The sequence below is a fragment of the Bacillus sp. FJAT-27225 genome (genome assembly GCF_001685025.1).
Classification (GTDB): domain Bacteria; phylum Bacillota; class Bacilli; order Bacillales; family Cytobacillaceae; genus Bacillus_D.
Genome location: NZ_MAYU01000003.1, coordinates 1 through 26500, shown reverse-complemented (window position 1 = coordinate 26500; position 26500 = coordinate 1). Strand labels below are relative to the sequence as shown.

Below are 26500 nucleotides of genomic sequence, written 5' to 3'. Positions count from 1 at the left end.
GTTGTCAACGGAAAAACTCGAACTTATGTTTGTATATTGGAGGAGGACATGCTATAATAAGGTAACATTACCAGAAGAGGTGTATCCATTTATGGCTAAAATATCAAAGCGTCAGCAGGAGATTCTGGATTTTATTAAAGGAGAGGTAAAAAAGAAAGGCTATCCGCCTTCTGTCCGTGAAATCGGGGAAGCTGTCGGCCTTGCATCCAGTTCAACAGTCCACGGCCATCTTGAAAGGCTCGAAATGAAAGGGCTCATCAGAAGGGATCCCACCAAACCAAGAGCAATTGAAATCCTCGAGATGGAAGAAAGCTACACCCCTCAAGTAAGGGTTGTAAATGTTCCGGTCGTTGGGCGTGTAACTGCCGGCCAGCCTATCACTGCTGTGGAAAATGTCGAGGAATACTTCCCTCTTCCGGAGAGAATGGTACCATCGGACGAGCAGGTATTTATGCTTGAAATAATGGGGGAAAGTATGATCGAAGCAGGCATACTTGACGGCGATTATGTTATTGTCAAACAACAACAGACTGCCAATAATGGAGATATTGTTGTTGCCATGACTCCTGAAGATGAAGCAACCTGTAAACGATTCTATAAAGAAAAAGATTACTTCCGTCTTCAGCCTGAGAATTCTACAATGGAGCCCATCATTCTACGAGAAGTATCCATCCTGGGTAAGGTGATTGGTGTATACAGGAACATCCACTAAAAAACAGGCTACCGCTAGATAGCCTGTTTTTCCTTTTTATTTGCCTATCGACCAACAGGTGCGTCTTCCCTTGCTTGCAACCGTTCTTCATACCAATTCTTAATTTGCGACAGAATTGAAAAAACGAGGAAGAAGTTCATTGACCAAACCCCAACAAATGGAGCGATTCCTCCAAATTCTATTGTTGCATACCCTTTCAAGGCCATTACTATGTACGATTCGATAAATACCAATACAAAGCCGGCCACTCCAGCTACCGCCATTCTAATCATTTAAAATCCCCCATTTCCCTTATTCATAAGTTTGTCATATTGTTTTTACGGTATTGTGAACTTAACAAGAATATCAACATTTCTACGTTGGAATTTGATAATTTATAAGTACAGAGAAACATCACCAGCAAAACAGCACCAAGAAATATACAATGATCGTGAATTGGCTGGACTAGATTCAACACCATGATTAACTTGATGTTTTCACTACTCAACCAGATGATTTCTCTTCTTGCTTTTAAGCACAGCATGAAACAACGAGAAAAACTGCTTTGATGCACACTTCACGAAATCCAGCCAAATTTTCAACAAGAAAAATAATACTTTAGCTGATGGTACCTCAACTCGTTATGACACCCTGCCTCATTCATAAACAGCAACTTACTGCCTGGAGCCTGTTTACCCATCAGTTCAACAAGAGACACCAAGATTAACACCAAAGTTATAGTTTACTGCAGCATCATGATGCATCATTGCAAAAGCTGCCAGATACACCAGGGTTATCACCAAGAAACAGCATGAAAACGCAACCAGAAACACCTAAAGGATTTCCTCCTGCGGGCCATGCCTGCAGGACCAGATAAAAGCGCATTGTAAAATGCTCTCTATATCCAAGCAACCGCCTCTTCCCTCTTGGCGGTTGTTTTCTTTTGGGTTCCTCTATATTATATCCTAATCCTTCGCGATTCGTCATGATTAAAGTTCACTATTTTGCCACATATTTTATAGTTAATTAGCTATAAATGATTTGACAAATTCATAATAATGCGGACAAATTACGTTCCGCTTCTCAGTATTGTCAATAAGGTTGACAATTATTTGATTTTATGTTACGATATACATAGTTGACAAACAATAGGAGCGAAGCAAATGTACGATATTGGCGATTTAATTATTTATTCCGCACATGGCATTTGTAAGATCGAGGATATTTGCGATAAGACGATTTCAGGGAAAACAAAAAAGTACTATGTCATGCACCCTCTCGAGAATAATCACAAACTCACCATCAGTACTCCGGTAGATAACGAGAAAGTCATCATGAAAAAACTAGTTCCCAAAGAAGATGCCAAGCTTTTAATCGACTCTTTTAAAGGGGAAGGAAAAAAGTGGATTGATAATCCAAATATGCGCTCACAAAAATATAATGAATTGGTTGCCACAGGGAATCGCCTGGAGATAGCCAAGATTATTAACACGTTGATGCGCATGCAAATGAAAGTAGAAAGTGAAGGGAAAAAATTTTATGAGCAAGATCGGAAACTGCTGGGCAGCCTCCAAAGCATCCTTTTTAAGGAATTGGCCATTTCATTAAACACCACGTTTGAAAATATACACCAGACAGTCCTCCGACAAATCGAAAAACGAAACTAAAAAAGCGGGCCATTATATGAAATGGTCCGCTTCCTTTTTGTCCTTCATTCAATACTCGTCTTGTTCTTATACGTCAAGCGTTGCATAAACCGCGTTTTCTTCTATAAATTCGCGGCGAGGCTCTACCTTGTCACCCATCAGCATATCGATAATTTCATCGGCATCCGCAGCTTCCTCAAGGCTTACTCTAAGAAGAGTCCTCGTTTCAGGATTCATGGTTGTTGACCATAATTGATCGGGATTCATTTCCCCAAGCCCTTTATAGCGCTGCAGATTGGGCCTTGGCGAACTAGGCAGGGCCGCCAGAACTTCTTCGAGCTCTTTATCATTATATGCATACTGAATATGTTTTCCCTGTTGAATTTTATATAAAGGCGGCTGTGCAATATAGACATAGCCTTTTTCAATGGTTTCCCTCATAAAACGATAAAAGAACGTTAACATAAGTGTCCTTATATGGGCTCCATCGACGTCAGCATCCGTCATGATGACGATTTTATGATATCTTGCTTTTTCAATATCAAAGTTATCGCCAATTCCTGCCCCAATTGCCTTAATTAGTGTACCTATTTCTCCATTTTGAAAGATTCGATCCATCGCCGCTTTTTCAACGTTGAGGATTTTACCCCGTAATGGGAGAATCGCTTGGAAATACCGATCCCTTCCCTGTTTTGCCGATCCGCCAGCCGAGTTTCCTTCCACGATATATAATTCACTAATGGAAGGGTCCTTTGAAGAGCAGTCTGCCAGTTTGCCTGGAAGATTCGAGACTTCCAAAGCGGTTTTTCTTCTCGTTAATTCCCGGGCTTTTTTGGCTGCAATCCTAGCTTTTGAAGCGAGCACACATTTATTGACAATACTTTTAGCAACATTCGGGTTCTCCAGCAGAAACTGTTCCAGTTTTATCGACAAAATTGATTCCGTGATTGGTTTTACTTCAGAGTTTCCGAGTTTTGTTTTTGTTTGCCCTTCAAACTGCGGATCTGGGTGTTTCACTGAAATAATCGCAATCAGGCCTTCCCTGGTGTCTTCACCGGAAAAATTAGCCTCATTCTCTTTTATCATTCCACTTTTTCTGGCATAGTCATTAACCATTCTAGTCAATGCTGTTTTAAATCCAGATTCATGTGTTCCGCCTTCGTGTGTCTTAATGTTATTTGCAAACGATAATATGTGGCTCGCAAAACCATCATTATACTGAAGAGCTATTTCCAATGTAATGCCATCTTGCTCACCTTCTATAAATATGGGTTCATCATTAAGCGGCTTCTCCTTGTTTAAATGCTGCACATACAACTTAATGCCGCCTTCAAAGTAGAATTCACTCTCGCGTCCTTCACCGCGCTTATCCTTCAGGGTAATTTTAATTCCCTTATTCAAATAAGCAAGCTCTTTTAATCTTTCTTCTAGAATTGCATATTCATATTCAAGTGATTCTGTGAAAATCTCCCCATCCGGGATAAAGTGGATCGTTGTACCAGTGTGGTCTGTATCCCCGATTACTTTTAGTTCTGTTTGAGGGATCCCCCGCGAAAACTTCTGATAATGAATCTTTCCGTCCCTGTGAACCCAAACCTCTAGTAAAGAAGAAAGGGCATTTACTACCGAGGCACCTACACCATGCAAGCCCCCCGAAACTTTATAGCCGCCGCTGCCAAACTTCCCTCCAGCATGAAGGACAGTCAAAATGACTTCTACTGCAGGCCTTCCTTCCTTTTCGTGCATGCCGACCGGGATTCCCCGGCCGTTATCCGTTACGGTAATACTATTATCCTTTTCGATTACCACGTTGATTTCATCGCAAAATCCAGCTAGCGCTTCATCGACACTGTTATCTACGATTTCCCATACAAGATGATGAAGCCCTCTTGAAGAAGTAGAGCCAATATACATGCCTGGCCGTTTTCGGACTGCATCCAGCCCTTCCAGTACTTGAATTTGATTTGCATCATACGTTTGATTATTTATTTCTGTTTCGGTCATGTTGGTTCTCCCTGCTTTCCGGCCTCTATTTCTCACTGATGGCATGCCGGCTTATTATTTCCATCACCATCTCCAGATTGTCAATTAGGTTGACTATTTTATTTTACTAAAAAACCCTTACGTTGTCAATTTAGTTGACAACGTAAGGGTGATTCCCATTTCCCGGTATTAGGACTGCTGGATTCCCCAATCCATTTTTAAGATTTCCTTTAGCAACCTCAATTTGTCGCTCCCTATTTGGTTTGCGATTTCTTCTTCCAGTTTAGACTTCAATTCCTCATTTTTTTCGTAGCATTCTTCCCCAAGATTCGTGAGCTTAATTGATTTCTCTTTCTTGTTGTTTACCACATTGTTTACTTCCACAAGGCCCTTCGCTTCTAAATTCTTGATGAATTTATGTGTGGCTTGCCTGGATATACTGACGTTTTTTGAAACATATGAAATGGTCGGATGTTTTTTATATATGCGTGACATAATATACCATTCAGAGTTGGATATATATATATCACTATTATCATTCCACGATTTCTCAGCAATTGCACGGACTAAACCATGCCGTTCACTGAGTAAATCAATTAAGTCAAGATTGTGCAATTCTGAACTCGAAGTCAAAATGGTTCACTCCATTCTTATTGTTCGCTCCTACTATACAAAAACCAAGCTAAGATTTCAACCTGGTTGACAATTTTTATAGAAAAAAACCGGCCAGGGAGTGATTTCCCACCGGCCGGTTCTTGATTATTAATACATTTGCAAGTACTGCTCGCGCTCCCATGGATGCACTTGTGTACGGAACATATCCCATTCAATCTCCTTCGCCTCAACGAAGTGTTCGAAAATATGCCCGCCTAAAGCTGAAACGATTACTTCATCAGACTTCAAGTAATCCAACGCCATTGCCAAAGTTGCAGGAAGGTCTGTAATCCCTTCAGCAAGCCGCTCTTCCCTGTCCATTACATAGATATTACGGTCAACTGGAGCAGGTGGTGTCAACTTGTTCTTGATTCCATCCAGGCCCGCCTTCAATAAAACAGCCATTGCCAAATATGGGTTTGCCGCAGGATCGACACTTCTTACTTCAACACGTGTGCTCAGGCCGCGTGAGGCAGGAATACGAACAAGCGGAGACCTGTTTTGAGCAGACCATGCGACATAGCACGGCGCCTCATAACCTGGAACCAGGCGCTTGTATGAATTTACAGTAGGATTTGTAACTGCAGTGAAGTTTGGAGCATGCTTCAGGATACCTGCGATAAATTGATAAGCTGTTTCACTAAGCTTGAGTTCCCCTTCTGTATCAAAAAATGCATTTTCCCCGCCTTTAAACAAAGATAGGTTGCAGTGCATTCCGGAGCCGCTTACTCCAAAGAGAGGCTTCGGCATGAATGTTGCATGCAGGCCATGCTTTCTGGCAATTGTTTTTACAACAAGCTTGAAGGTTTGAATATCGTCACAAGCTCTTATAGCATCAGCATATTTGAAATCAATCTCGTGCTGGCCTGGCGCTACCTCGTGGTGGGAAGCTTCAATTTCAAAGCCCATTTCTTCAAGCTCAAGTACGATGTCTCGGCGGCAGTTTTCACCAAGATCGGTTGGTGCAAGATCAAAATACCCGCCGTTGTCATTTAACTCCAGAGTAGGTTCCCCTCTTTGGTCAAGCTTGAACAGGAAAAATTCCGGTTCAGGCCCAAGATTGAAGTTCGTGAACCCAAACTCTTCCATCTCTTTCAAGACTTTCTTCAGATTATTTCGCGGGTCCCCTTCAAAAGGAGTGCCATCAGAATTGTAAATATCACAAATCAATCGGGCTACCTTGCCCTTTTCAGCTGTCCAAGGAAAAATAACAAATGTATCTAGGTCAGGATAAAGAAGCATATCAGACTCTTCAATTCGCACAAACCCTTCGATGGAGGATCCGTCGAACATCATTTTATTATCGAGCGCCTTATCAAGCTGGGAAATAGGAATTTCCACGTTTTTAATCGTTCCCAGGATATCAGTGAACTGAAGCCTGATGAATTTAACATTTTCTTCTTTTGTTACTTTTTTAATGTCTTCCTTTGTAAACTTAGCCAAATTATTTCCTCCTTGTAGTAAAACGGCCTATTGAAAAAATCGGGACATGTCCCCGGCCCTGAGTGTAGTTCGGTTAAACCGTCCAGCATGAAGCATCTCATTGCGGAGTATCTTTCTTAGTTCTTCATTCGTAAGTTTCTTTTTTGGTTTATCTACTGCCGCTTCAGGTTCCTGCTGAGGATGTTGCACAAGGAATAGTTTCTTGATCCCGGCCATGTTAATACCCTGGTCAAGCAATTCCTTGATTTCGAGTAGACGGTCAATATCGTTCAAACTAAACATCCGCCTGTTTCCCTCAGTTCTTGCGGGCGAAATCAGCTGATGTTCTTCATAATATCGAATTTGTCTCGCAGTCAAATCGGTAAGCTGCATGACAATTCCGATCGGAAACAGTGGCATGGAGCGGCGAATTTCACTTCCCCCCATGAATTCTCCTCCCTTGGGCTCTTTCATAGTTGAATTATATTCCTATGTTAGCATTATTGTCAACGTCATGTTAGGTTTCCTAACATGGTTTTTAAGAATGAGAGGAGAAAATGATATCCATCGTACGGATTCCCTTTCATTCCTCAATTTAAACGTTTTTTTATGCTTTCCTTCTGAATCCTTTTACTTACAATTTGATTATAGTAGCCCGAAGTGTCCAAAAACCTTTAGTTAAATATTCCTCTGCAAATGAAAAAACAGCGGATAATCCGCTGTTTCGATTAGTCTGCCATTCCATTATCAATCAATCGATCCATAGCCAGGCAAACCGCAATTTTTACATGGGAATATGTAAGTCCCCCCTGGACATAAGCAGCATAAGGCGGCCTTAGCGGGCCATCCGCTGTCAATTCAATACTTGCCCCTTGTATGAACGTTCCTGCTGCCATAATGACATCATCTTCATATCCCGGCATATATGCAGGGTACGGAGTTACATAGGAGTTAACTGGAGAAGCATATTGGATTGCCTGGCAAAAGGCGACCATTTTGTCCCGATCGTTGAATTCTACGGATTGGATGAGGTCGGTCCTTTTCGCATCCCAGGTTGGGGAGGATTTCATCCCGAACCTTTCAAGCATAGCAGAAGTGAAGACAGCACCTTTAAGTGCCTGTCCCACTACATGCGAAGCAAGGAAAAATCCCTGGTACATCTCCTGAAGGCTATACAAGGATGCACCCGCCTCGGCACCAATGCCAGGAGACGTCATCCGGTAGGAACACGAATTCACATATTCCTGTTTTCCGACGATATATCCGCCTGTTTTAGCGATTCCTCCACCTGGATTTTTTATGAGCGACCCAGCCATCAAATCGACTCCGGCATGGCAGGGCTCCAGCGTTTCAACAAATTCCCCATAACAGTTATCGACAAACACGATAAGGTCGCTGTTAATTTTTTTTACGAATTTACACATCTCACCAATTTCATCCACCGTGAAGGATGGACGTGTATCATATCCTTTTGAACGCTGGATACCGATCATCTTAGTGTTTGGTTTGATTGATCCGGCAACTCCCTGCCAGTCTATTTGTCCATCCGGCATCAGGGCAACACTGTCATAGGATATACCGAATTCCTTTAGAGACCCATTTCCCGTACCCCGGATGCCGACAATCTCCTCCAATGTATCGTAAGGTTTGCCTGTTATGTACAGAAGCTCGTCACCAGGCCTTAGGATTCCGAATAAGGCGATGGAAATAGCATGTGTGCCAGAAATAATTTGCGGCCTAACAAGCCCCGCCTCCGCCCCAAACACATCCGCATAAATACTTGCCAGCACATCCCGACCGGTATCATCATATCCATAACCAGTGGAAGGATTGAAATGGATGTCACTGACCTTATGTTTTTGAAAGCTCTGGAGGACCCTGAATTGATTTGTTTCTACAATCTCGTCAATTTGCTGGTGGACTTCCCGTACCTGGTCTTCTACCTCCTTTGCAAGTTGCTTTAATCTTACTCCGTGTTTCAGTTGCTCAAACATGCTGTTGCTCCATTCTAAACTGTATATTTTTGTAGTTGTCCAGTCACATGATGTTCTTTTAATGTATAGCCTTTACAGCTATAAAGCTGATGTTCCTCGATAAAGGAAAGCTCTCTTAGAATTGTTTCATTTTTTAACTGGGACAATAATTTCCCTTCAGTAGCTGGTATAAGGACATTATACAGCTCCATCATCGCAATCGCTGTTTCTTCAATTTTCCGTTTCAGGGCATCCCGGTCATCCTTATCAAAAGCGGATATAAAGGCCGTTGGTGTATCAGCAGTCGGCACAAAATCAGGATGCTGAATATCCCTTTTGTTGTATACGGTCAGTTGAGGAATATCATGAACTTCCAATTCTTCAAGCAGCCTTTTCACTGTTTTTTCATGATGAAAATAATCCGGATTTGACATGTCGACCACATGAAGGATTAAATCTGCTTCCTTTACTTCTTCGAGAGTAGAACGGAAGGCCGCGATTAATGACGTCGGCAAATCCTGAATAAATCCAACCGTATCGGTGATTAATGCAACGAAGCCGCTTGGTAAAATAACCTTCCTGGTCATCGGATCCAGCGTTGCAAACAACTGATTTTCCTCATACGATTCTGCTTCGGAAAGCCTGTTAAACAACGTGGATTTTCCTGCGTTGGTGTAGCCGGCTATCGCCATCTGAAACGCCTTGTTCTTTTTGCGGCGCTCCCTATAGCGGTCACGATGCTGGACAATGACCGAAAGCTGCTGCTTAATTTCATCAATCCGTTTGCGGATATGGCGGCGGTCTGATTCAAGCTTTGTTTCACCAGGCCCCCTCGTTCCGATACCTGCACCGAGTCGTGACAGCGCAGTTCCCTGGCCAGCAAGGCGCGGCAGCAAATATTGAAGCTGGGCGAGTTCCACCTGAAGCTTTCCTTCTTTGGAACGGGCGCGCTGAGCGAAGATATCAAGAATTAACTGGGTGCGGTCGATAATCCTTGCATCAAGAGCCGCTCCAAGATTCCGCTTCTGGCTTGGGGACAATTCGTCGTTAAAAATGACCAGGTCCGCTTCAAGCTGGTCGACGAGCGCCTTCAGCTCCTCCACTTTTCCCTTGCCGATATATGTAGCTGGATGGATCCTTTCCCGTTTCTGGACAACCGATACCATGACCTCTCCCCTTGCCGTTTCAGTTAGGGAAACCAACTCCTCCATTGAATATTGAAAACGAAGATCATCCTCTTCTGTCGTCTGGCAACCGACCAGAATTGCTTTTTCTTTCTCTGTTCTTGTTTCCATCGGTCCACCCCATTTCACATTTTCTTTTTCCCATCATACCAAAACTTCAGGGAATACTCTAATCCGGGAGGTATAAGGAGTCTGATTAGGTTGGACTTAAGCTATAAACCTTTTGTCCGTTTAAATTTAGGGTGGGTAATAGTACAAAGTTGGTTTGCGGAAGGGTGGCTAATGCATATTGTTGGGTCCGTGCTCATGTTACGTGGCGCTTGAAAGTATATCCGAGACTTTTGAACTTTTATCCGAGATTGTAGAAGTTTATCCGGGATTTTCACAAAGCTGCCACAAACCTGTTGCCTTGCCGTACAAGCATCTTGAAAAAACCAGGCTGTGTAACTTTTTCTGTGAAACAATAAAAACCGGGGCGTGCCTGGCACTGTTCGCATTTTACCGAGCTCTGTTCGCGTTCTCCGGAGGTACTGTTCCCAATCTCGTGAAACAATGTTCGTTTTGTGAATCCAGCTACACCAGTCCATTTACATTTCGGCAAAAAAAAAGAGGCAAAAGCCTCCTTTTTAACAAAATTACTTATTCACATACTGCATCAGTGTTTCAGGATCGAAGCCGAGCACCCAGTGTCCATTTACTTTTGTCTGAGGGACACCCATCTGCCCAGTTTCATTGACCAGCCGCTGTGCGGCAATCGGATCTTCTTGTACATTTACAACTTTATAGTCCAATCCTTGAGCCTCAAGGAAGTTTTTCATCATTGTGCAGTACGGTCAGGTGTTGGTAGTGTACACAGTAATATCGTTCATTTTCCATTCCTCCAATCATTATTTACTCATAAAGGTAGCAAATACCAATGGTCCTATCAAATTATCTGCCCACGGTCAAAGGGAAAAGCTCCCCTACATTTGTCTTTCCCTCTTCTCCTGTTTTTAAGCAGAAAAAAATTTTAAAAAAGCGAGTACTCATCTTAGAGCAGGAATCAGGCCTACGTTATCTGTACTGAGCATCTCCTTTTTTATCATCCAACCCAGTACAAACTCATACATTACACAGCACACTCACTACTGCCTTCAACCATACGAAAAAATACCACAGTTCCAGACTGTGGTACCTTATCTGTTAAAACAACCTCCCTATTCTTCCTCAAAGACGAGGTCGTTGCTGCGGATTGTCATGAGATCGTGACGGTCATAGCTGCTTTGCATCAGGAGCCGCATCGCCTGGGAGCGTATCGACTTCTCAATTACATTACGGATATACCGGCCATTCGAGAAAGCATTTGGAGAAAGTGCAGACCTGAGCCAAACGAGATGCTCGCGAAGTTTCCGTTCTGCTTCATGGCTAAGAACATAATCCCGCTCTTTAGCCATTCGCACCGCAATCTCCATAAGTTGTTCGTTTTGGTAATCAGGAAAGTCAATCACAAGCGGGAATCGTGAATGGAGCCCTGGGTTTAGTGAAAGAAAATGATCCATTTCACGGGAATACCCTGCCAAAATCAGAATAAAATCATGCTGTTTGTCCTCCATATGCTTAACCAGTGTATCAATGGCTTCTTTTCCAAAATCCTTTTCACCGCCTCTTCCAAGCGAATAGGCTTCATCGACGAATAAAATGCCCCCCATCGCCTTTTTTACAAGGTCGCGGGTCTTTTGTGCAGTATGCCCGATATATTCTCCAACCAAATCCGCCCGTTCCGCTTCTATTAGATGCCCCTTGGTTAGAACATTCATTTTAAGGAATAATTTCCCGATCAGCCTCGCTACGGTTGTCTTTCCTGTTCCCGGGTTGCCCTTGAACATCATATGGAGTGCCTGTTTTTTGGCCTTTAACCCCGCCTCTTCCCGCTTTTTATTGATATAAATCCAGGCATAAATTTCTTTTATTGTCTTCTTCATTTCTTCCATCCCGACCAACTCACCCAACTCTTCCTCGATTTCCTTTAAAGCGGTATGTTCCTGGCTGGATATCTTCGGGGTGTTGTAAGAAAGATTTATATCCGGGGAGGCAGGCTTTCGTTTCTGTGAATTCAGGACAATGCTGATTTGGCCATTGTCTTTCATGCGCATAGGCTGGTCCAAAGCGTTCACCTCTCATTATCAAACAATATACACAGTTCTTGGCTGTATGTTTCCTGATTAGGCTTTGGAAACCGGACTCCCGGTATTTCTTAGATCGAGAGAGCATCCCTTCTTACTATACTTATTCATACACGGCTTAAAATATCTGGAAAAATAAAGTGAAACTTCAATCAGTGGGGGTTTTCTTCATCCCCCACTGATTGTTAGTTGAACCAATCGGGCTCTTACGGGCTGTTATCCCCCACCTACGCTTCTTCGAGCCTCATTCTTAAGGTGCGGGTCTTACAGCCCGTTAATGCGGGATAAAAAAGGCCCGAATCTAATCCGGCCAGATTTATTCCATATTCATGTCTAGGCCTCTCTTGGAGGCAATTACCCCTGAAGGTCGGATTGGTTAAACTAAAAAATCAGTGGAGGTTGAAGCTCCTCCACTGATTTAAGTTAACTTTATCTTTTACGTTATGGGTTATTATCCTTCCAAATCCAACTGGACATTGCGGGAAGGGGCAAATGTAGAAATGGCATGCTTATATACAAGCTGCTGTTTTCCTTCGGATTCAAAAAGGACAGTGAAATTGTCAAAGCCTTTGATTTGGCCTCTCAACTGGAATCCGTTCAAAAGGAATACAGTTACATTTGTATTGTCCTTGCGAAGCTGATTTAAAAATTGGTCCTGGATATTGATAGCTGTTTTCATAAAAAAATCCTCCTCTTTTATCTCTACTACTATGTATTCGATTTTACTTGAAGCTTTCCTTCAATATACCCTGAAATTTCGGTTATTTTTTTTGAAAGGGTATCTTCATTTGTCATATCATACCATTCCACATCCATCTTATTTCGAAACCATGTGAGCTGGCGTTTTGCATATCTTCTTGAATTTTGTTTTAATAATTCCACTGATTCTTCGAGAGTTCCTCCCCCGTCGAAATATGGAAAGAATTCCTTATATCCGATTGCCTGCATAGCCTGGGTATTGCGAAAACCTTTATTCACCAAGGAATGGACTTCATCGTGGAGTCCTGCCTTCATCATGAGGTCAACCCGTTTGTTAATCCGCTCATATAATTTTTCCCTCTCCATCGTCAACCCTATTATGGCAGCCTGATAAAGAAGGTCCGGTTCATTCTGCTTTTGAACATCACGTAAAGGCATTCCGCTTTCCTTAATGAGTTCGATTGCGCGGATGACCCTTCTCAAATTATTCGGATGCAACTGGCTTGCCGCCTCTGGATCCAAATTGGCAAGCTCGTTATGGACCGCTTCATTGCCCTCAGTCATTGCCTTTTGCTCTAGTGCGGATCTGAACTCTTCGTTAGCAGGTGAATCAGAAAAGTGGTAATCATAGAGGACCGCTTGGATATAGAGCCCGGTTCCGCCAACGATGATGGGCAGTTTTCCGCGTGAGGATATTTCACCAATCTTCTTCCTGACGATGCTTTGGAACTCCGCAACAGAGAAGGGTTCATCCGGTTCTTTTATATCAATAAGGTGGTGCGGTATGCCCTCTGTCTCCTCTGGCGTCACTTTAGCAGTTCCAATATCCATGCCTTTGTAAACTTGCATGGAATCCCCGCTGATAATTTCACCGTTATAGCGTTTAGCCAGTTCAACACCCAATTTGGTCTTTCCAACAGCAGTCGGCCCGATGATCACAATCAATTTTTGCAAACTATCCAAAATGTCCCTCCCGCTATCCATTTACCATATTGTCTCTATTATACACAAACTTGGTTCACGTTCCAAAATTCGAGGCAATTTCTCATCCAAGTATGGGCATAGAATACCATTTGTATTCTTTCAAGCTTTTCATATTCTGCATAAATTTACATCTTTCTTTACAATTCGATAACGATTCGGTGACAAACCCGCTATTACCCCCAAACCGATGGTAGTCTAATAGAAGTCTATTTTGTGCAGATTTGTTCGCACATGATATTTATGATTACCGGCGGCTCTTGCCCGCGTTTGAAAAAGGGGGACATATTAGGGTATGTTATCGAATGCTGAAATTGGAATCGATTTAGGTACAGCCAATATATTAGTTTATAGTAAAAACAAGGGAATTGCAGTAAATGAACCATCTGTTGTAGCAATTGACACCCAGACGAAGAGTGTCGTCGCAGTTGGGGCGGAAGCTAAAGTAATGATCGGGAAGACGCCCGGCAAAATTGTCGCAATCCGCCCGCTAAGAGAGGGAGTCATTGCCGATTACGATATGACAACCGAAATGTTGAAAAGCATTATGAAAAAAGCTTCTAAGAAATTGGGCTTGTCCCTGCGCAAGCCTAATGTTGTCGTTTGTACACCATCCGGTTCGACAGGCGTAGAGCGCAGAGCGATCACCGATGCGGTCCGGAATGCAGGGGCAAAGAAAGTCCACTTAATTGAAGAACCCGTTGCCGCAGCAATTGGGGCGGGACTCCCAGTCGATGAACCAATTGCCAATGTCGTTGTTGATATAGGCGGGGGTACAACCGAAGTAGCCATTATATCTTTCGGTGGGGTCGTGGCATGCCACTCGATTAGAATTGCGGGTGACCGCATGGACGAGGATATTATTAAGCACGTACGCAACGAATATAACGTCCTGATTGGCGAAAGGACTGCGGAGCAAATTAAAATGGAAATCGGCTATGCTCTTGTAGACCACGCAGAGCTAAAGATGGAAGTACGCGGCCGTGACCTTGTTACAGGCCTTCCGAAAACAATCACTCTTTCTTCCTACGAAATCAGAGATTGCGTAAAAGAGTCACTTCTTCACATTCTTGAGGCGATCCGTGCTACCCTTGAGGATTGCCCGGCTGAGCTGAGCGGTGATATCGTTGACCAGGGTGTTATAATCACTGGAGGCGGCGCCCTGATGAAAGGCATGGAAGAATGGCTTTCCAAGGAAATCTTCGTTCCTGTCAATGTTGCAGAAAATCCGCTTGAGTCGGTTGCTATCGGTACAGGAAGAGCTCTTCAATTTATCGGAAAACTCCAGGCTGCAGCAAAGTAAAAACAAAAACATAAACATACCAAGAAAAAAGCACGCCGTGCAATTATGGCGTGCTTCTTTAGCTTGTTTCTTTTAAAATTGTGATAAAGTGCGCAAGAATCCGAGCGGTGAGCCCCCAAATAATCCTGCCTTCATATTCATAAAAATATTCATCCATCCTGGCAGCCCTGAAATCGTAATCCCTTCCGCCGACAACCTTATCAAATGGAAAGTTTTCTTCTGGCTCAGGCCTGATATTAATATGGTAAACATCAGGTTCGGTCTTCATAAAAAACTCGAGCGGAACAGTAAATACCTCTCCAACTTCCGCCTCGTTAGGGCACAGCTTTTCAAACCCTCCCAGGAAACCGGCAAAAGGGTAAATAATCATACCGAACGGGGAAATCATAAAGTCTAGTGGTTTTACATGAGTAATGTGTTCACGGGCTATCCCCAGCTCTTCAATTGTTTCTCGAATCGCAGCTTCTTGTTCATCCTTGTCCCCAGGGTCTATCCTGCCTCCCGGAAAACAAATTTCCCCAGGCTGGCGCCTTAGTTTAAGCGAGCGGATTTCAAACAGAATCGATATCCCTTCATTTGTTTTTACAAGTGGAAGGAGAATCGCATACTTCCTGAAATTTTCACTGCCAAGAATCTTCGGTCTATGTGTATTCAGTTTTACTATGATATCATTGGGATTCATTCAGCATCATTCCTGTTTCATCATTAAACACGTTCGAGCTTAAGGTTATATCGGTATACTTCCTCATCAGATGATAGTTTAAAACCCATTGTGGAATTAAAATCAAGTGTTATTCGGTTATGAAGATGTTTCTGGCTTTCCTTTGAGACAAGTACCGGAATTCCTTCAATCCCGAAACAATCATCGTCTTCATGTTCTTCGTCAATCTTTAAATAATGTTCGGCATAGATTGAACAGCTTCCAACAAAAACTGCTTCAATCCTGACACCTTCATTTTCATTATACTCATATTTTTTTAATTCTTGAGCCGCGGCATGTTTAATTCTAACATCCACCCTAACCATTCCTTCCTTTTCTTACACGCAAATAAACGAAAAGTGCTGCCTGGGCAGCACCTTAACATCCTATTCTATTACTTCAAGAATAACATCAACATTCCCTCGGGTCGCTTTGGAATATGGACAAAATTCGTGCGCTTTATGGACGAGGCCCTCCAGGGTTTCTTTGTCAACGCCTGTCCCTTTTACCTCTAGCTTTACTGCAATCTTGAAGCCATCGTCTGTTTCATCTTTTAATAAGCTTACATTCGCGGTTACCTCAGAGTCAAGCTTTACGCGCTCTTTTCTCGCCATCAACTGCAGAGCGCCATCAAAACAAGCTGAGTAGCCTGCGGCAAAGAGGAGTTCAGGGTTCACAGCATCAGGAAGCTGTTCCGCTCTTGGCGTGCCAGGCATGGCTGTATCAAAATCAATATTCCCATTTGAAGACCGTACATGTCCCTCCCTGCCGCCGGAAGCAGTTACTGAAGACGTAAATAATTTTTCACTCATACTAATACCTCCATATAAGTTTAAATTAGAGCTATGTACCCTCAGGCTCTCCTATCTATTTTCCACTCAAAAAATTTACTAAACCCTCCGCAAACGCCCTTTCATTATTTATAAAATTTCATATTTATGTATAAACCGAAAGATGCCTTACAGCCTTACTGCCAGCCAGCAGTCGCGATATTGTCGAAAAATCGGATAATTGTGGCACTATGGATAAGCTATTATTAATGGAATGAAAGAAGAACGCGTGAGGAGAGATTCAAGTTGCAGCAGGATTCTATTAAAATCCATACCGGAAAAACACAAATAACGCTGAGTGACAGCGGCGAGGAATTGGATAATACCAAACTAATTGTCGGCAAGGAATATACAATCAACATACACGTGACAAAACTTAAATAAAGTGAAACTCAATGAGTGGGGGGTTACCCTACTCATTGTTAGTTGAACCAATCGGGCTTTTACGGGCTGTTGTCCCCACCAAAACCACTTCAATTACTCTATGGCTTTGAGATGGGGATCTAGCAGCCCTTAATGCAGGATAAACAATCCCCCTGGAAATCCAGAGGGATTTTGCTCTTTACATAACCCGCTTAAACAACTTTTCCATTTCATAACTTGAAAAGTGAACAATAATCGGCCTGCCATGAGGACATGTAAACGGGTCGGATGCCTCCCTAAGCTCGTCAAGCAGCGCCTGAATCTCATCATTCCGCAAATGCCGATTCGCCTTGATTGACCCTTTGCAGCTCATCATGATGGCCGCCTCTTCCCGAAGTTTCTTAATATCGACTTTCTTCATGGACAGAAGCTGTTCAATCATTTCCTCAATCACTTCCTTCTCCTCACCAGGAGGAAGCCATTGTGGATGGGACCGGATGATAAAGCTATTCGGGCCGAAATCTTCCAGAAAAACGCCAACCCTCTCCAGCTCTGCTTTGTACTCCTGAATCTTAAGGCATTCATCAGTCGAATACTCGAAAGTAATCGGCACAAGCATTTCCTGAAGCTCACTTTCGACCTTGCCGACCTTCTCCCTGAAAAATTCATACTTTATCCGCTCCTGAGCGGCATGCTGGTCAATAATATAAAGGCCATTTTCATTCTGTGCAAGGATATACGTACCGTGCATTTGCCCAATCGGATACATCCGGGGGACACGCTTCCTATCTTCAGGAACACTGGTTGGTACTGCATTATCAGCAATATGCTCTTCAGGAACCTGATTGAATCCCATACTCCCTTCAGCTTTTGGCAAAAGGGCCTCCTTGACACGATCAGGCAGACTTGGCCAGCTTTGTTCGTACTTCCTTTCAGGGATGGCGGCAAAGCCCACACTAGAGGTATTCACCTCTTGCCTAAGCCCGTCATTTTTGGAATTAAAGTTCAATCCAGAAGTTGAAGCCGGGCCAGCCGCTTTTTCCCGCGAAAAACCACTGGTCCCCGATGATCCGTCAAGCTCAAGTGCCGTTTGCTCGGATGCCCGCCGCTCACCTTTTTCAGGTTTAGCTCCCGATGGAATAAGCTGGCGTTGTTTGAAGGCGTCCGAAATTGTTTGAATGACAAGTGCATTTAATTCAGCTTCTTTACTGATGCGAACTTCCATTTTCGAGGGGTGGACATTGACATCAACCAGAATCGGATCCATCTGTACATTCAGCAGAACAATCGGATAGCGGCCAATTGGGAGCAATGTATGATAACCCTCGAGAATCGCCTTTGACAGAGGGTAATTTTTAATAAACCGGCCATTGATCATCGTTGAAATATAGTTGCGTGATGCACGGGTCACCTCCGGCATGGACGCATAGCCGCTTATATGATAATCAAGCGAACGTCCTTCGATTGGTACAAGCAACTTCGCGATTCCCATGCCATAGATTGCCGCCAGCACTTGCCGGACATCGCCATTTCCATTCGTATGGAGCAGCTTTTTCCCGTTATGGACAAGCCGGAATGATACCTCTGGATGTGAAAGCGCGAGCCTGTTGACGAGGTCCGTTATATTTCCAAGCTCGGTATGGATTGTCTTTACGTACTTCAGCCGGGCGGGTGTGTTAAAAAACAAATCCGTGACAAGAATGTCTGTGCCCTTACGGCTTGAATATTTTTCAACTGTGACAACTTTACCGCCCTCAAGAACAATCTTAGTTCCCGGTGCATCTCCTGTTGACGTTGCCAATTCGAGACGGGAAACCGAAGCAATACTCGGAAGTGCTTCGCCGCGGAAGCCTAATGTCCTAATCCGGAACAAATCATTTTCATCCCTTATTTTGCTTGTGGCATGTCGATAGAACGCCTTGAGGACATCACTCTCCTCGATTCCTTCACCATTATCGGTAATCCTTATTTTGGCTAACCCTGCCTCTTCGACATCTATTTCAATAATCGTACTCCCTGCATCAAGGGCATTTTCGACGAGCTCCTTTACAACCGATGCCGGCCGTTCAACGACCTCTCCAGCTGCTATTTTATTCGACAAGGCCTCATCGAGTTGAATGATCTTCCCCATATTCCTTCACCCCCGTCTAATTTCTTACTTTTTTTTGCAATTCATAGAGTACATTCATAGCCTCTAATGGTGTCAAGTTCAAGATATCAAGGTCTTTCAGCTTATCAACAACTTTCTTTTCCTTCGGTGATACATCGGTCCTTCTTTGGACTATAGGTTCATCAAAGAATGAGAGCTGCGCTGAATCAGATTTCTTGGATGGTCCTGATTCCTGCACAACGGTTTCCTTCCCATCAGGCAGGACAGGAAGCTGTTTGACTGGTTCTGCCTGCTCAAGTGAGGTGAGGATTTCCTGTGCCCTATCGGTTAGCTCTTTTGGAAGCCCTGCGAGCATTGCCACATGAATTCCATAACTTTTATCGGCTGGTCCTTCTTTAATTTTATGAAGAAATACAACTCGCCCATTGTGTTCAATGGCACTCACATGAACGTTGTGGAGTTTATCAAGCTCTTCCTCTAGTATAGTCAGCTCATGATAATGGGTAGAAAAAAGTGTTTTTGCGCCAATCCTGTTGTGGATGAATTCGATTATCGCCTGGGCAAGCGCCATACCGTCGTATGTCGAGGTCCCTCGCCCGATTTCATCAAATAAAATTAAGCTATCCTGCGTGGCGTTGGCAATCGCATTTTTGGCCTCTAGCATTTCCACCATAAAGGTACTTTGCCCGGACACAAGATCGTCTGCAGCTCCAATCCTTGTAAACACTTGGTCAAATATCGGCAGGATTGCTTCTGCGGCAGGCACAAAGCAGCCTATTTGAGCAAGGATGGCAGTCAAGGTAACCTGGCGCATATAGGTACTCTTACCAGACATATTCGGCCCAGTAATTAGCAACATCTCTCTTTCTGGTGACATGATGCAATTATTCGGCACATATTCCTGGGCATCAAGGACTTTTTCAACAACAGGATGCCTGCCATCCTTAATCGTAATTTCACGTGTAGATGAGAATTGCGGACGAACATATTTTCTTGCCTCGCTGACCTCGGCGAAACTTTGCAAGACATCAATTTCACTTACTGTCTTGGCAAGCGCCTGGAGCCTTGGTATTTGCTCTTTGACTATCTCACGAATTTCGCAGAACAATTCATATTCCAACTCGCCGCCTTTTTCCTCAGCCTCCAGAATCAACGCTTCTTTTTCCTTAAGTTCGGGGGTAATGAAGCGTTCAGCATTGGCAAGTGTCTGTTTCCTGTCATACTGGCCTTCTGTCAGGAGGTGGAGATTTGATTTTGTTACTTCGATATAATAGCCAAACACCCTGTTGTAACCGACCTTTAATGACTTGATCCCTGTCTTTTCCCTTTCTTCCTTCTCCAATTGAGCAATCCACGTTTTACCATTTCGGCTTGCATCCCTGTATTTGTCCAACTGTTCATTGTAACCATCACGAATCATGTTGCCTTCTTTGACAGAAATCGGCGGATTATCGACAATCGCCTGCTCAAGCAAATCGGAAATTTCTTCACAAGGGTCCAATTTTGAAGCGAGCGTCCCCGCATCATGGCCTGGTATGCGTCCAATAATGTTCTGAAGATGCGGGATTTGCTGAAGTGACCGCATCAGTTGCTTCAAATCACGGGCGTTTACGTTGCCATAAGCGACTCTCCCCGCTAGCCGTTCAAGATCATATACTTCCTTCAACAGCTCCTGAAGTTCCTTCCGTTCAAAATAGGCTGCGATGAAGTTTTCAGTCAAGGATAGTCTCCTTTCGATTTCATCAACGTCAATCCTTGGCCGGTCAATCCATTGCTTGAGGAGACGTCCACCCATCGCGGTCTTCGTTTCATCAAGCAGCCAAAGCAGTGATCCTTTTTTCCCTTTTGAACGGATGGTCTCGGTTAACTCCAAATTCCTCTTAGAATAATAATCTAGTTTCATAAATTGATGGACTTGATAAGTGGAAAAAGGCTGAAGATGGTCAAGGCTCCTCTTTTGTGACCTGAATAAATAATTCAACAGCCTTGAAACAGTAACAATCAGTTTTTCCTGATTAAGTCCAATGGTCAAAGAATGGAATTCATCCTTTATATCTGTTTCTTCTTCATGTGATATCGTAAGAATATTTCGCTCTTGCATCCTTTTTTGCAAATTTTCGTCTAATGAGGTAGAGATTACAGCTTCTTTAGCTCCAAGGACAGACAATTCATTTAACACTTCTTCGTCGTTTGAGGATAGAAGGGTTACCTTGTTTTCTCCTGTTGAAAGGTCTGTATAGGCAAAACCATATGTACCATCTGCAAAATTGGTTATTGTGGCAAGATAATTGTTTTCTTTTTCATTCAGGCTGCGCCCTTCCATTATTGTACCTGGTGTAATGAGCTGTACGACTTCCCGGCGGACAACGCCTTTTGCCTGTTTCGGATCTTCGGTCTGCTCACAGATTGCTACCTTGTAACCTTTTTCAATCAGCCTTTCAATGTAGGTTTGCGCAGAATGGTAAGGAACCCCGCACATCGGAATCTTTTCCTCGGTTCCCCCGTCCCTGGCTGTAAGGGTAATTTCAAGCTCTTGGGAAGCCTTGATTGCATCCTCAAAGAACATTTCGTAAAAGTCGCCGAGGCGGAAGAATAAAAAGGCATCCTGGTATTCTGCCTTGATTTTTAAGTATTGATTGATCATTGGCGTATAAGCTGCCATCGTATCCTCCAAATATAAGTCATTTATTTCGATTAAGTTCGACAATCTATTATACCATATTCCAACTTACCTGCTTTACCCGCCCGACTACAAAAAATTTCATGTTGGGAAAAAAAGAGAGAGGTTTATGAAACTGTTTAAAAATGGATGATAGGGGGAATTACTCAATTATAGTAGTAAAAATTACATAAGTAGCAAATCTTTATAAAGTGACTTTAGGAGGGTTGTAAATGAAGTATTCGGATGTTAAGGTCATTTATTTATTGGAAAATCGATATGTACCTGGAAAACAGGGGAAACCCGTTTTGTATTATCCAGGTGCCCTAAAAGAAGCCTCACTTTTATCTGAACAGGAGCTCGTAAACCAATGGAGCAATGGCGTATCCGGATATTCCCGCAACCACCGATACAGTCATGAAGTTCTCGGTGTAATCCAGGGGAGCGCCGCTCTTGAATTAGGTGGAGAAAGAAAAGTTCATCTCGAAGTCAAATCAGGCGATTTGATTGTTTTCCCGTCCGGGATTGAAAAAAGGCATATATCTGTAAGCCCTGACTTTAGGGCCGCAGGTTTTAATACGAACGAAGAAGACGCCGAGCTTGCTAATATTTTATCCGAGGTTCCCTTTTTCCTAAACAATGGGACTCAGTATTATCAATTATCCTTTAATATTTAGGAACAATGATTGTCTGCCCCACAAGGAAAGCATCCAATTAAAATGGCAGCGGCCACTTAGCCGCTGCCATTTTCATCTGAAAAGTAATCCTCAAACTTCTCTTTATCTGAAAGCTCTTTATTTTGATAATAAGGGTTGTCCTCGGTAGCATCTTCGGGATCCAGATTTGTTTTGATGACAAGCATCGGCCCACTGGTTCTCCTCTCTGCTATAACCCTGTCCTCAAGTTCCTTGAAATCGGGCAAACGTTTGTTCCCAGGCTTGTATGGTTCTGTCATTCCTGCACCTCCTCTTTTTATCTTTCCAAACGGCCTGAGCCTTATGTATGTTTTGTGGCAGTACTTTTTAAAACATTTGTGAAACATAGAACAAATTATCCTTTTCCTTAAAAATAAAAGGTAAAATATAATAAAAAGGGGAGGCGGATTGCAATGTCGATGCTTACAACTTGGCTGGAGAGCCTCGCCTATGAAATTCAAATAAATACGCAATGCCTTCATACAATTAGCCCAAAAAGCAGTTGCCAAAATTGCAGTGTTGCATGTCCGCAAAACGCAATTACAATCACCGAGAGCAAGGCAGCCATCAATGAAGAATTATGCACGAAATGTGGAGCTTGTATTCCTGTCTGTCCTCAATCATCCATTCAAGGGCGCTCACCAGAACGTTTCACCGTTAAGGATATTCTTCTTGTTGATGAAGGCCATCCGCCTCCGGGTGTTGAAGAACTTTTATATTTTTACAAAAAAGGCATACGATACTTGTCTGGGAATGAGGATGCCCAAATTTCATTGGATACCACAAATCGCCTGCTCTTGGAAATGGGTCTGGAACCGATTAAAAAATCGGTAATCCCGGAAGCTTTGGAGGCAGCACCTTCATATTCTAGAAGGGGCTTTTTCCAAAAAATCTCCTTTGAAGGACGACGGCTTGCTGCAGAATCCATTACACCGGTAGCATGGCAGTTCAACCACGAAGTTTTTAATATGACTTCAATGTTTGATAAAATTTCACTATATGAAACAATCATTGACTCCCGTACCTGTAATTTATGCGAGGCATGTTTTAAGTTATGCCCAAATCAGGCTCTTTCACTAACGGAGGAAGGGCTTGAAATCAATCAGTCTCTCTGTAACGGCTGCTCGCTTTGCACAGATGTTTGTACCATTGGCTCAATTTCCGTTTCTTTAAAAGCCCGGCAGGCTGGAAAAAGCAGTTTGGATGTGGCTAGGATCGACTGTTCCGGATGCGGCAGCCCCTTCTATGTATGGCCAGACGAAATCACTGAAGAATGCAGCTTTTGCAGGGAAAGGCGGCAAAGGGGCTATTTAAATCCTAATGGGAACTAAGGCTAAGCCATTTTTCCATAAAAAGAAGAACTAGGAAGAAAATCCTCCTAGTTTCAACTTATTCTTCCTCTTTGCCGACAAGGAAGCCTGGATCAATCTCTTCAAACTCCTCATCGTCCAGAGACAGATCCCATTCATCATCACAGTCACAGCCATCCGGGTTGACGGCCACGCAAATTTTAGTTTCGCCTACTACTTCTACGGCTATTTCCCTTTCCACATGAACGATAATTTTCGTTCCATCGGATGAAATGGATGCCTCACAGCAATTCGGCTGCTGAAGAACTTTGGCGATAATGCTATCATCATCCAGTACATGCTTATCACGGTACTTCAGTTTGATAACATCTTTATAGCGGACACGGTCCGTTGCAACATCTGTCTTTGTGTTGTCGTTATAGGAGTACCAGACGTTACAATCGTAGGAGCCGTGGATTTCTACAGTCTTGCCAGCTTTTTTCGCTTCATATTTATGATTGATAATCCAGCAGCCAAGAATGCTGGTTGGATTATGTGCCGGACAGATTGTATGTTGGGACTGGGTGAACTTCTGTCCCTTTGCTACGACCGCTTTTGTAATAATCTCTCTATATTCTCCCATTCGAGCAAACCCTCCTCATTCAGTTTCACTTCATCCTATGCGTGCGCAAAGATTTGGGTGCGATTAAAATTAATGCATTGGATAAATGTTTAGGCATGCTTCATCATATGCAATTACTGAATATAGGTTCCTGCCCGGATGGTGCCTAAGAGGATTAACAAAAAAAATAGGCCCTTAACTAGGGCCTATTTCTTCTTAATGATCCTCATGTTCATGGTCGTGGTCACAGCTGGAGCCTTTCCTAACATTGGCGCCAGTCTCACCGCGGAGTATATCTCCGCCTGTTGACTCAATCACAATATCGGTTACTCTATTTGAAATGGTTGTTGCAATTAGTTGAAGCAATTCATTCACATCGACCTGTGATTGTTTGAAATCCTGGACAACCGGAATTTCATCTAATTGCGCTTCAAGAGAAGCAATCTTTTCTTCAACTTTTTTAAGAGCTTCAGGCTTGCCATAATGCTGAAGATTAACAGCCTGTTTTTGAAGACCTTTAATATCAGAAATTAAGGTGCTAACCTTAGGGTTCTGATGAATTTGAGCTTCCGCACGCTTGAAAAAGTCGACCTCTTCCGTATTAGCTATCATTTTAGCTAATTCTGTCGCCCTTGCAATAATATCGTCCTTTGTATAGTTCGCCATTTAGTTCACCTCTGCAAGCGGTACAGCCTTCTCGGACCTTACCACCATTTCCCCATTCAATGACCAGGTTTTGGCCTCATTTATTTTTACCTTCACTATTTTGCCAATTGCGGTTTTTGGTCCCCTGAAGTTAACAAGCTTGCTCTTTTCAGTATATCCAGCAAGTACATCAGGATTGTTCTTGCTTTCCCCTTCAACAAGAACATCGACTATTTGGCCTTCATATTCTTTCATTGCCTGAGCTGATAGTTCGTTAACAAGCTGATTCAGGCGCTGAAGCCTTGCCTTCTTTACTTCCATTGGGACATTGTCCTGCATTTTCGCAGCTGGCGTACCTTCCCTTGGAGAATAAATGAATGTATAGGCAAGCTCATATCCAACTTCTTTGTACAATGTCATTGTTTCTTCAAATTGCTCATCGGTTTCATTTGGATACCCTACGATGATGTCAGTAGTTAGAGCTACATTTGGAATTGCTGCTTTGATTTTCCTGACAAGCTCAAGGTATTGTTCCCGAGTATATTTACGTGCCATGATTTTAAGAACATCTGTTGAACCCGATTGGACTGGGAGATGAATATGCGGCATCAGGTTTCCACCTTTTGCAAGCACTTCAATCAAATGGTCATCAAAGTCTCTTGGATGGCTTGTTGTAAACCGTACCCTTGGAATGTCGATTTTACGGATTTCATCCATCAAATCCCCAAGGCCGTATTTGATATCTTCGAAGTCTTTGCCATAGGCATTAACGTTTTGCCCTAGCAGTGTGATTTCCTGATAACCTTGTGCTGCGAGATGGCGAACCTCCTGGATGATATCCTCCGGGCGGCGGCTTCGCTCTTTCCCGCGTGTATACGGTACAATACAATACGTACAGAACTTATCGCAGCCATACATGATATTAACCCAGCCCTTAATATTGCCGCGGCGGACTTTTGGAAGATTTTCGATGACATCGCCTTCTTTAGACCATACCTCGACAACCATTTCCTTAGACATATAGGCTTCATGGAGAATATTCGGCAATCGGTGGATGTTGTGTGTACCGAAAATCATGTCGACATGATGGTGTTTCTTAAGAATCCTATTTACGACTGATTCTTCCTGGGACATACAGCCACAAACACCCAATAGCAGATCGGGCTTTTCCATCTTAAGGGCCTTGAGGTGGCCAATTTCACCAAACACCTTGTTTTCCGCATTCTCACGAATTGCACATGTGTTAAGAAGGATAACGTCTGCATCCTCGGTACGATCCGTTGGTTCATAGCCCAATGCCATAAAAATACCGGCCATAACCTCTGTATCATGCTCGTTCATTTGGCAGCCATAGGTCCGGATATAAAACTTTCTGCCTTCGCCCATTCCTTTGAATTCTTCAGAAATGGTGAAGTCATTGTGATATTTTACCTCTTCCTTGCCGCGTTTTTTTGCATCCTTCAGGGAAGGTGGTACAAATACTGTTTCAAAATACTTGCTGTAATCCTTGGCGGATTTTTTGTCCGTTGGATTTGTTTGTGTTGAATCTAAGCGTTGGTTTTCGTTCACTTGTTCATGCCCCTTTCTTGATTGTGACTGAATGATGGAACAAACGTCTCTTAATCACCCAATTCCTTTAAGGCAACCAATGGAATAAATAAATTATGTACATTACTATAGTATAAATGGTAAATCGGACTAAAACAATAGATAATACAGGCCCTTTCTGACTCCCTGCTCTTTTCATCCGTTTCCTGTATGTATTTTGTTTTTCAGTTCTTCTCCAATTGAAAAATATGATTACAAAAAAAAAAGACAACCTGAATCGGTTGCCTTTTTTGTTGCCCGGCAGCGTCCTACTCTCACAGGGGTTTGCACCCCAACTACCA

General features: G+C 43.1%; 26 protein-coding genes. 6 read left to right on the top strand and 20 right to left on the bottom strand.

Translation table 11 applies throughout. The features are described 5' to 3' along the window. Positions 1 to 91 precede the first annotated feature (91 nt). Positions 92 to 712 (top strand): transcriptional repressor LexA, encoded by a 621-nt coding sequence (gene lexA / locus A8F94_RS06855; RefSeq protein ID WP_066197528.1) that lies wholly within the window; start codon positions 92 to 94, stop codon positions 710 to 712. Between the two features lie 44 nt (positions 713 to 756). Here the strand turns inward: lexA and A8F94_RS06850 are convergent, their stop codons facing one another. Continuing rightward, complete coding sequence (locus A8F94_RS06850; protein ID WP_066197525.1) at positions 757 to 984, bottom strand: hypothetical protein; 228 nt, start codon at positions 982 to 984, stop codon at positions 757 to 759. Positions 985 to 1854: 870 nt separating this feature from the next. Between A8F94_RS06850 and A8F94_RS06845 the strand changes: the two genes are divergently transcribed. Beyond that, entirely contained in the window at positions 1855 to 2358 is a 504-nt protein-coding gene (locus A8F94_RS06845; RefSeq protein WP_066197523.1) for a CarD family transcriptional regulator, read from the top strand. A gap of 66 nt (positions 2359 to 2424) precedes the next feature. Here the strand turns inward: A8F94_RS06845 and gyrB are convergent, their stop codons facing one another. The 10 genes from gyrB to miaA all read right to left on the bottom strand — a co-directional run bounded on the left by gyrB (position 2425) and on the right by miaA (position 13398). Continuing rightward, positions 2425 to 4341 (bottom strand): DNA topoisomerase (ATP-hydrolyzing) subunit B, encoded by a 1917-nt coding sequence (gene gyrB / locus A8F94_RS06840; RefSeq protein ID WP_066197520.1) that lies wholly within the window; start codon positions 4339 to 4341, stop codon positions 2425 to 2427. 168 nt (positions 4342 to 4509) lie between these two features. Further along, positions 4510 to 4953 (bottom strand): MarR family transcriptional regulator, encoded by a 444-nt coding sequence (locus A8F94_RS06835; RefSeq protein WP_066197517.1) that lies wholly within the window; start codon positions 4951 to 4953, stop codon positions 4510 to 4512. A gap of 129 nt (positions 4954 to 5082) precedes the next feature. Then, positions 5083 to 6417, bottom strand: a complete 1335-nt coding sequence (gene glnA, locus A8F94_RS06830; protein WP_066197514.1) for a type I glutamate--ammonia ligase — start codon at positions 6415 to 6417, stop codon at positions 5083 to 5085. 27 nt (positions 6418 to 6444) lie between these two features. After that, positions 6445 to 6843 carry a MerR family transcriptional regulator gene (locus A8F94_RS06825; protein WP_066197509.1) on the bottom strand — a complete coding sequence of 133 codons (399 nt, stop codon included), beginning with the start codon at positions 6841 to 6843 and terminating at the stop codon, positions 6445 to 6447. Positions 6844 to 7124: 281 nt separating this feature from the next. Further along, positions 7125 to 8390 (bottom strand): methionine gamma-lyase family protein, encoded by a 1266-nt coding sequence (locus tag A8F94_RS06820; RefSeq protein WP_066197507.1) that lies wholly within the window; start codon positions 8388 to 8390, stop codon positions 7125 to 7127. Positions 8391 to 8404: 14 nt separating this feature from the next. Next, positions 8405 to 9664: a GTPase HflX gene (gene hflX / locus A8F94_RS06815; RefSeq protein WP_066197503.1), complete on the bottom strand. Its 1260-nt coding sequence runs from the start codon at positions 9662 to 9664 to the stop codon at positions 8405 to 8407. Between the two features lie 524 nt (positions 9665 to 10188). After that, positions 10189 to 10422 (bottom strand): glutaredoxin family protein, encoded by a 234-nt coding sequence (locus A8F94_RS06805; RefSeq protein WP_077247593.1) that lies wholly within the window; start codon positions 10420 to 10422, stop codon positions 10189 to 10191. A 327-nt stretch (positions 10423 to 10749) separates the two neighbouring features. After that, positions 10750 to 11697 carry a stage V sporulation protein K gene (gene spoVK / locus A8F94_RS06800; protein WP_066197498.1) on the bottom strand — a complete coding sequence of 316 codons (948 nt, stop codon included), beginning with the start codon at positions 11695 to 11697 and terminating at the stop codon, positions 10750 to 10752. Positions 11698 to 12166: 469 nt separating this feature from the next. Next, positions 12167 to 12394: an RNA chaperone Hfq gene (gene hfq / locus A8F94_RS06795; RefSeq protein ID WP_066197495.1), complete on the bottom strand. Its 228-nt coding sequence runs from the start codon at positions 12392 to 12394 to the stop codon at positions 12167 to 12169. Positions 12395 to 12423: 29 nt separating this feature from the next. Next, entirely contained in the window at positions 12424 to 13398 is a 975-nt protein-coding gene (gene miaA, locus A8F94_RS06790; protein WP_066197492.1) for a tRNA (adenosine(37)-N6)-dimethylallyltransferase MiaA, read from the bottom strand. Between the two features lie 292 nt (positions 13399 to 13690). Here miaA and mreBH point away from each other — a divergent pair, with 292 nt between their 5' ends. Next, positions 13691 to 14698 (top strand): rod-share determining protein MreBH, encoded by a 1008-nt coding sequence (mreBH, locus tag A8F94_RS06785; protein ID WP_066197489.1) that lies wholly within the window; start codon positions 13691 to 13693, stop codon positions 14696 to 14698. Positions 14699 to 14756: 58 nt separating this feature from the next. Here the strand turns inward: mreBH and A8F94_RS06780 are convergent, their stop codons facing one another. The 3 genes from A8F94_RS06780 to A8F94_RS06770 form a co-directional block, all read right to left on the bottom strand. After that, the gene (locus A8F94_RS06780) at positions 14757 to 15380 is read right to left on the bottom strand and encodes an NUDIX hydrolase (RefSeq protein ID WP_066197487.1); all 624 of its coding nucleotides are present in this window, start codon (positions 15378 to 15380) and stop codon (positions 14757 to 14759) included. Positions 15381 to 15403: 23 nt separating this feature from the next. After that, the gene (locus A8F94_RS06775; protein ID WP_066197485.1) at positions 15404 to 15715 is read right to left on the bottom strand and encodes an iron-sulfur cluster biosynthesis family protein; all 312 of its coding nucleotides are present in this window, start codon (positions 15713 to 15715) and stop codon (positions 15404 to 15406) included. A 69-nt stretch (positions 15716 to 15784) separates the two neighbouring features. Beyond that, positions 15785 to 16210 carry an organic hydroperoxide resistance protein gene (locus tag A8F94_RS06770; protein WP_066197482.1) on the bottom strand — a complete coding sequence of 142 codons (426 nt, stop codon included), beginning with the start codon at positions 16208 to 16210 and terminating at the stop codon, positions 15785 to 15787. Between the two features lie 264 nt (positions 16211 to 16474). Here A8F94_RS06770 and A8F94_RS25660 point away from each other — a divergent pair, with 264 nt between their 5' ends. Beyond that, on the top strand, positions 16475 to 16612 hold the full coding sequence (locus A8F94_RS25660) for a hypothetical protein (protein ID WP_175384368.1): 138 nt from the start codon (positions 16475 to 16477) through the stop codon (positions 16610 to 16612). A gap of 178 nt (positions 16613 to 16790) precedes the next feature. Here the strand turns inward: A8F94_RS25660 and mutL are convergent, their stop codons facing one another. After that, entirely contained in the window at positions 16791 to 18722 is a 1932-nt protein-coding gene (gene mutL / locus A8F94_RS06765; protein ID WP_066197479.1) for a DNA mismatch repair endonuclease MutL, read from the bottom strand. Positions 18723 to 18738: 16 nt separating this feature from the next. Continuing rightward, entirely contained in the window at positions 18739 to 21363 is a 2625-nt protein-coding gene (mutS, locus tag A8F94_RS06760) for a DNA mismatch repair protein MutS (protein ID WP_066197476.1), read from the bottom strand. A gap of 230 nt (positions 21364 to 21593) precedes the next feature. Between mutS and A8F94_RS06755 the strand changes: the two genes are divergently transcribed. Beyond that, positions 21594 to 22037 (top strand): cupin domain-containing protein, encoded by a 444-nt coding sequence (locus A8F94_RS06755; RefSeq protein WP_066197473.1) that lies wholly within the window; start codon positions 21594 to 21596, stop codon positions 22035 to 22037. Between the two features lie 56 nt (positions 22038 to 22093). Here A8F94_RS06755 and A8F94_RS06750 read toward each other — a convergent pair whose 3' ends face one another. Further along, the gene (locus A8F94_RS06750; RefSeq protein ID WP_066197470.1) at positions 22094 to 22315 is read right to left on the bottom strand and encodes a hypothetical protein; all 222 of its coding nucleotides are present in this window, start codon (positions 22313 to 22315) and stop codon (positions 22094 to 22096) included. A 153-nt stretch (positions 22316 to 22468) separates the two neighbouring features. Between A8F94_RS06750 and A8F94_RS06745 the strand changes: the two genes are divergently transcribed. Then, the gene (locus tag A8F94_RS06745) at positions 22469 to 23386 is read left to right on the top strand and encodes a 4Fe-4S binding protein (protein WP_066197467.1); all 918 of its coding nucleotides are present in this window, start codon (positions 22469 to 22471) and stop codon (positions 23384 to 23386) included. Between the two features lie 58 nt (positions 23387 to 23444). On the opposite strand, the gene A8F94_RS06740 is transcribed toward A8F94_RS06745, so the two are convergent. The 3 genes from A8F94_RS06740 to miaB all read right to left on the bottom strand — a co-directional run bounded on the left by A8F94_RS06740 (position 23445) and on the right by miaB (position 26180). Continuing rightward, on the bottom strand, positions 23445 to 23987 hold the full coding sequence (locus tag A8F94_RS06740; RefSeq protein ID WP_066197465.1) for an outer spore coat protein CotE: 543 nt from the start codon (positions 23985 to 23987) through the stop codon (positions 23445 to 23447). Between the two features lie 195 nt (positions 23988 to 24182). Then, the gene (locus A8F94_RS06735; protein ID WP_066197461.1) at positions 24183 to 24632 is read right to left on the bottom strand and encodes a RicAFT regulatory complex protein RicA family protein; all 450 of its coding nucleotides are present in this window, start codon (positions 24630 to 24632) and stop codon (positions 24183 to 24185) included. Next, complete coding sequence (miaB, locus tag A8F94_RS06730; protein ID WP_066197459.1) at positions 24633 to 26180, bottom strand: tRNA (N6-isopentenyl adenosine(37)-C2)-methylthiotransferase MiaB; 1548 nt, start codon at positions 26178 to 26180, stop codon at positions 24633 to 24635. Positions 26181 to 26500 lie beyond the last annotated feature (320 nt).

What these genes read in the sequence shown, in the direction of transcription:
- A8F94_RS06755 (WP_066197473.1), top strand. Translation starts at nt 21,594, where the DNA reads ATGAAGTATTCGGATGTTAAGGTCATTTATTTATTGGAAAATCGATAT.
- A8F94_RS06850 (WP_066197525.1), bottom strand. Translation starts at nt 984, where the DNA reads ATGATTAGAATGGCGGTAGCTGGAGTGGCCGGCTTTGTATTGGTATTT.
- mutL (WP_066197479.1), bottom strand. Translation starts at nt 18,722, where the DNA reads ATGGGGAAGATCATTCAACTCGATGAGGCCTTGTCGAATAAAATAGCA.
- lexA (WP_066197528.1), top strand. Translation starts at nt 92, where the DNA reads ATGGCTAAAATATCAAAGCGTCAGCAGGAGATTCTGGATTTTATTAAA.
- A8F94_RS06735 (WP_066197461.1), bottom strand. Translation starts at nt 24,632, where the DNA reads ATGGCGAACTATACAAAGGACGATATTATTGCAAGGGCGACAGAATTA.
- A8F94_RS06845 (WP_066197523.1), top strand. Translation starts at nt 1,855, where the DNA reads ATGTACGATATTGGCGATTTAATTATTTATTCCGCACATGGCATTTGT.
- gyrB (WP_066197520.1), bottom strand. Translation starts at nt 4,341, where the DNA reads ATGACCGAAACAGAAATAAATAATCAAACGTATGATGCAAATCAAATT.
- A8F94_RS06750 (WP_066197470.1), bottom strand. Translation starts at nt 22,315, where the DNA reads ATGACAGAACCATACAAGCCTGGGAACAAACGTTTGCCCGATTTCAAG.
- A8F94_RS06745 (WP_066197467.1), top strand. Translation starts at nt 22,469, where the DNA reads ATGTCGATGCTTACAACTTGGCTGGAGAGCCTCGCCTATGAAATTCAA.
- A8F94_RS06780 (WP_066197487.1), bottom strand. Translation starts at nt 15,380, where the DNA reads ATGAATCCCAATGATATCATAGTAAAACTGAATACACATAGACCGAAG.
- A8F94_RS06825 (WP_066197509.1), bottom strand. Translation starts at nt 6,843, where the DNA reads ATGGGGGGAAGTGAAATTCGCCGCTCCATGCCACTGTTTCCGATCGGA.
- miaA (WP_066197492.1), bottom strand. Translation starts at nt 13,398, where the DNA reads ATGGATAGCGGGAGGGACATTTTGGATAGTTTGCAAAAATTGATTGTG.
- A8F94_RS06770 (WP_066197482.1), bottom strand. Translation starts at nt 16,210, where the DNA reads ATGAGTGAAAAATTATTTACGTCTTCAGTAACTGCTTCCGGCGGCAGG.
- A8F94_RS06820 (WP_066197507.1), bottom strand. Translation starts at nt 8,390, where the DNA reads ATGTTTGAGCAACTGAAACACGGAGTAAGATTAAAGCAACTTGCAAAG.
- mutS (WP_066197476.1), bottom strand. Translation starts at nt 21,363, where the DNA reads ATGGCAGCTTATACGCCAATGATCAATCAATACTTAAAAATCAAGGCA.
- mreBH (WP_066197489.1), top strand. Translation starts at nt 13,691, where the DNA reads ATGTTATCGAATGCTGAAATTGGAATCGATTTAGGTACAGCCAATATA.
- A8F94_RS06740 (WP_066197465.1), bottom strand. Translation starts at nt 23,987, where the DNA reads ATGGGAGAATATAGAGAGATTATTACAAAAGCGGTCGTAGCAAAGGGA.
- hfq (WP_066197495.1), bottom strand. Translation starts at nt 12,394, where the DNA reads ATGAAAACAGCTATCAATATCCAGGACCAATTTTTAAATCAGCTTCGC.
- hflX (WP_066197503.1), bottom strand. Translation starts at nt 9,664, where the DNA reads ATGGAAACAAGAACAGAGAAAGAAAAAGCAATTCTGGTCGGTTGCCAG.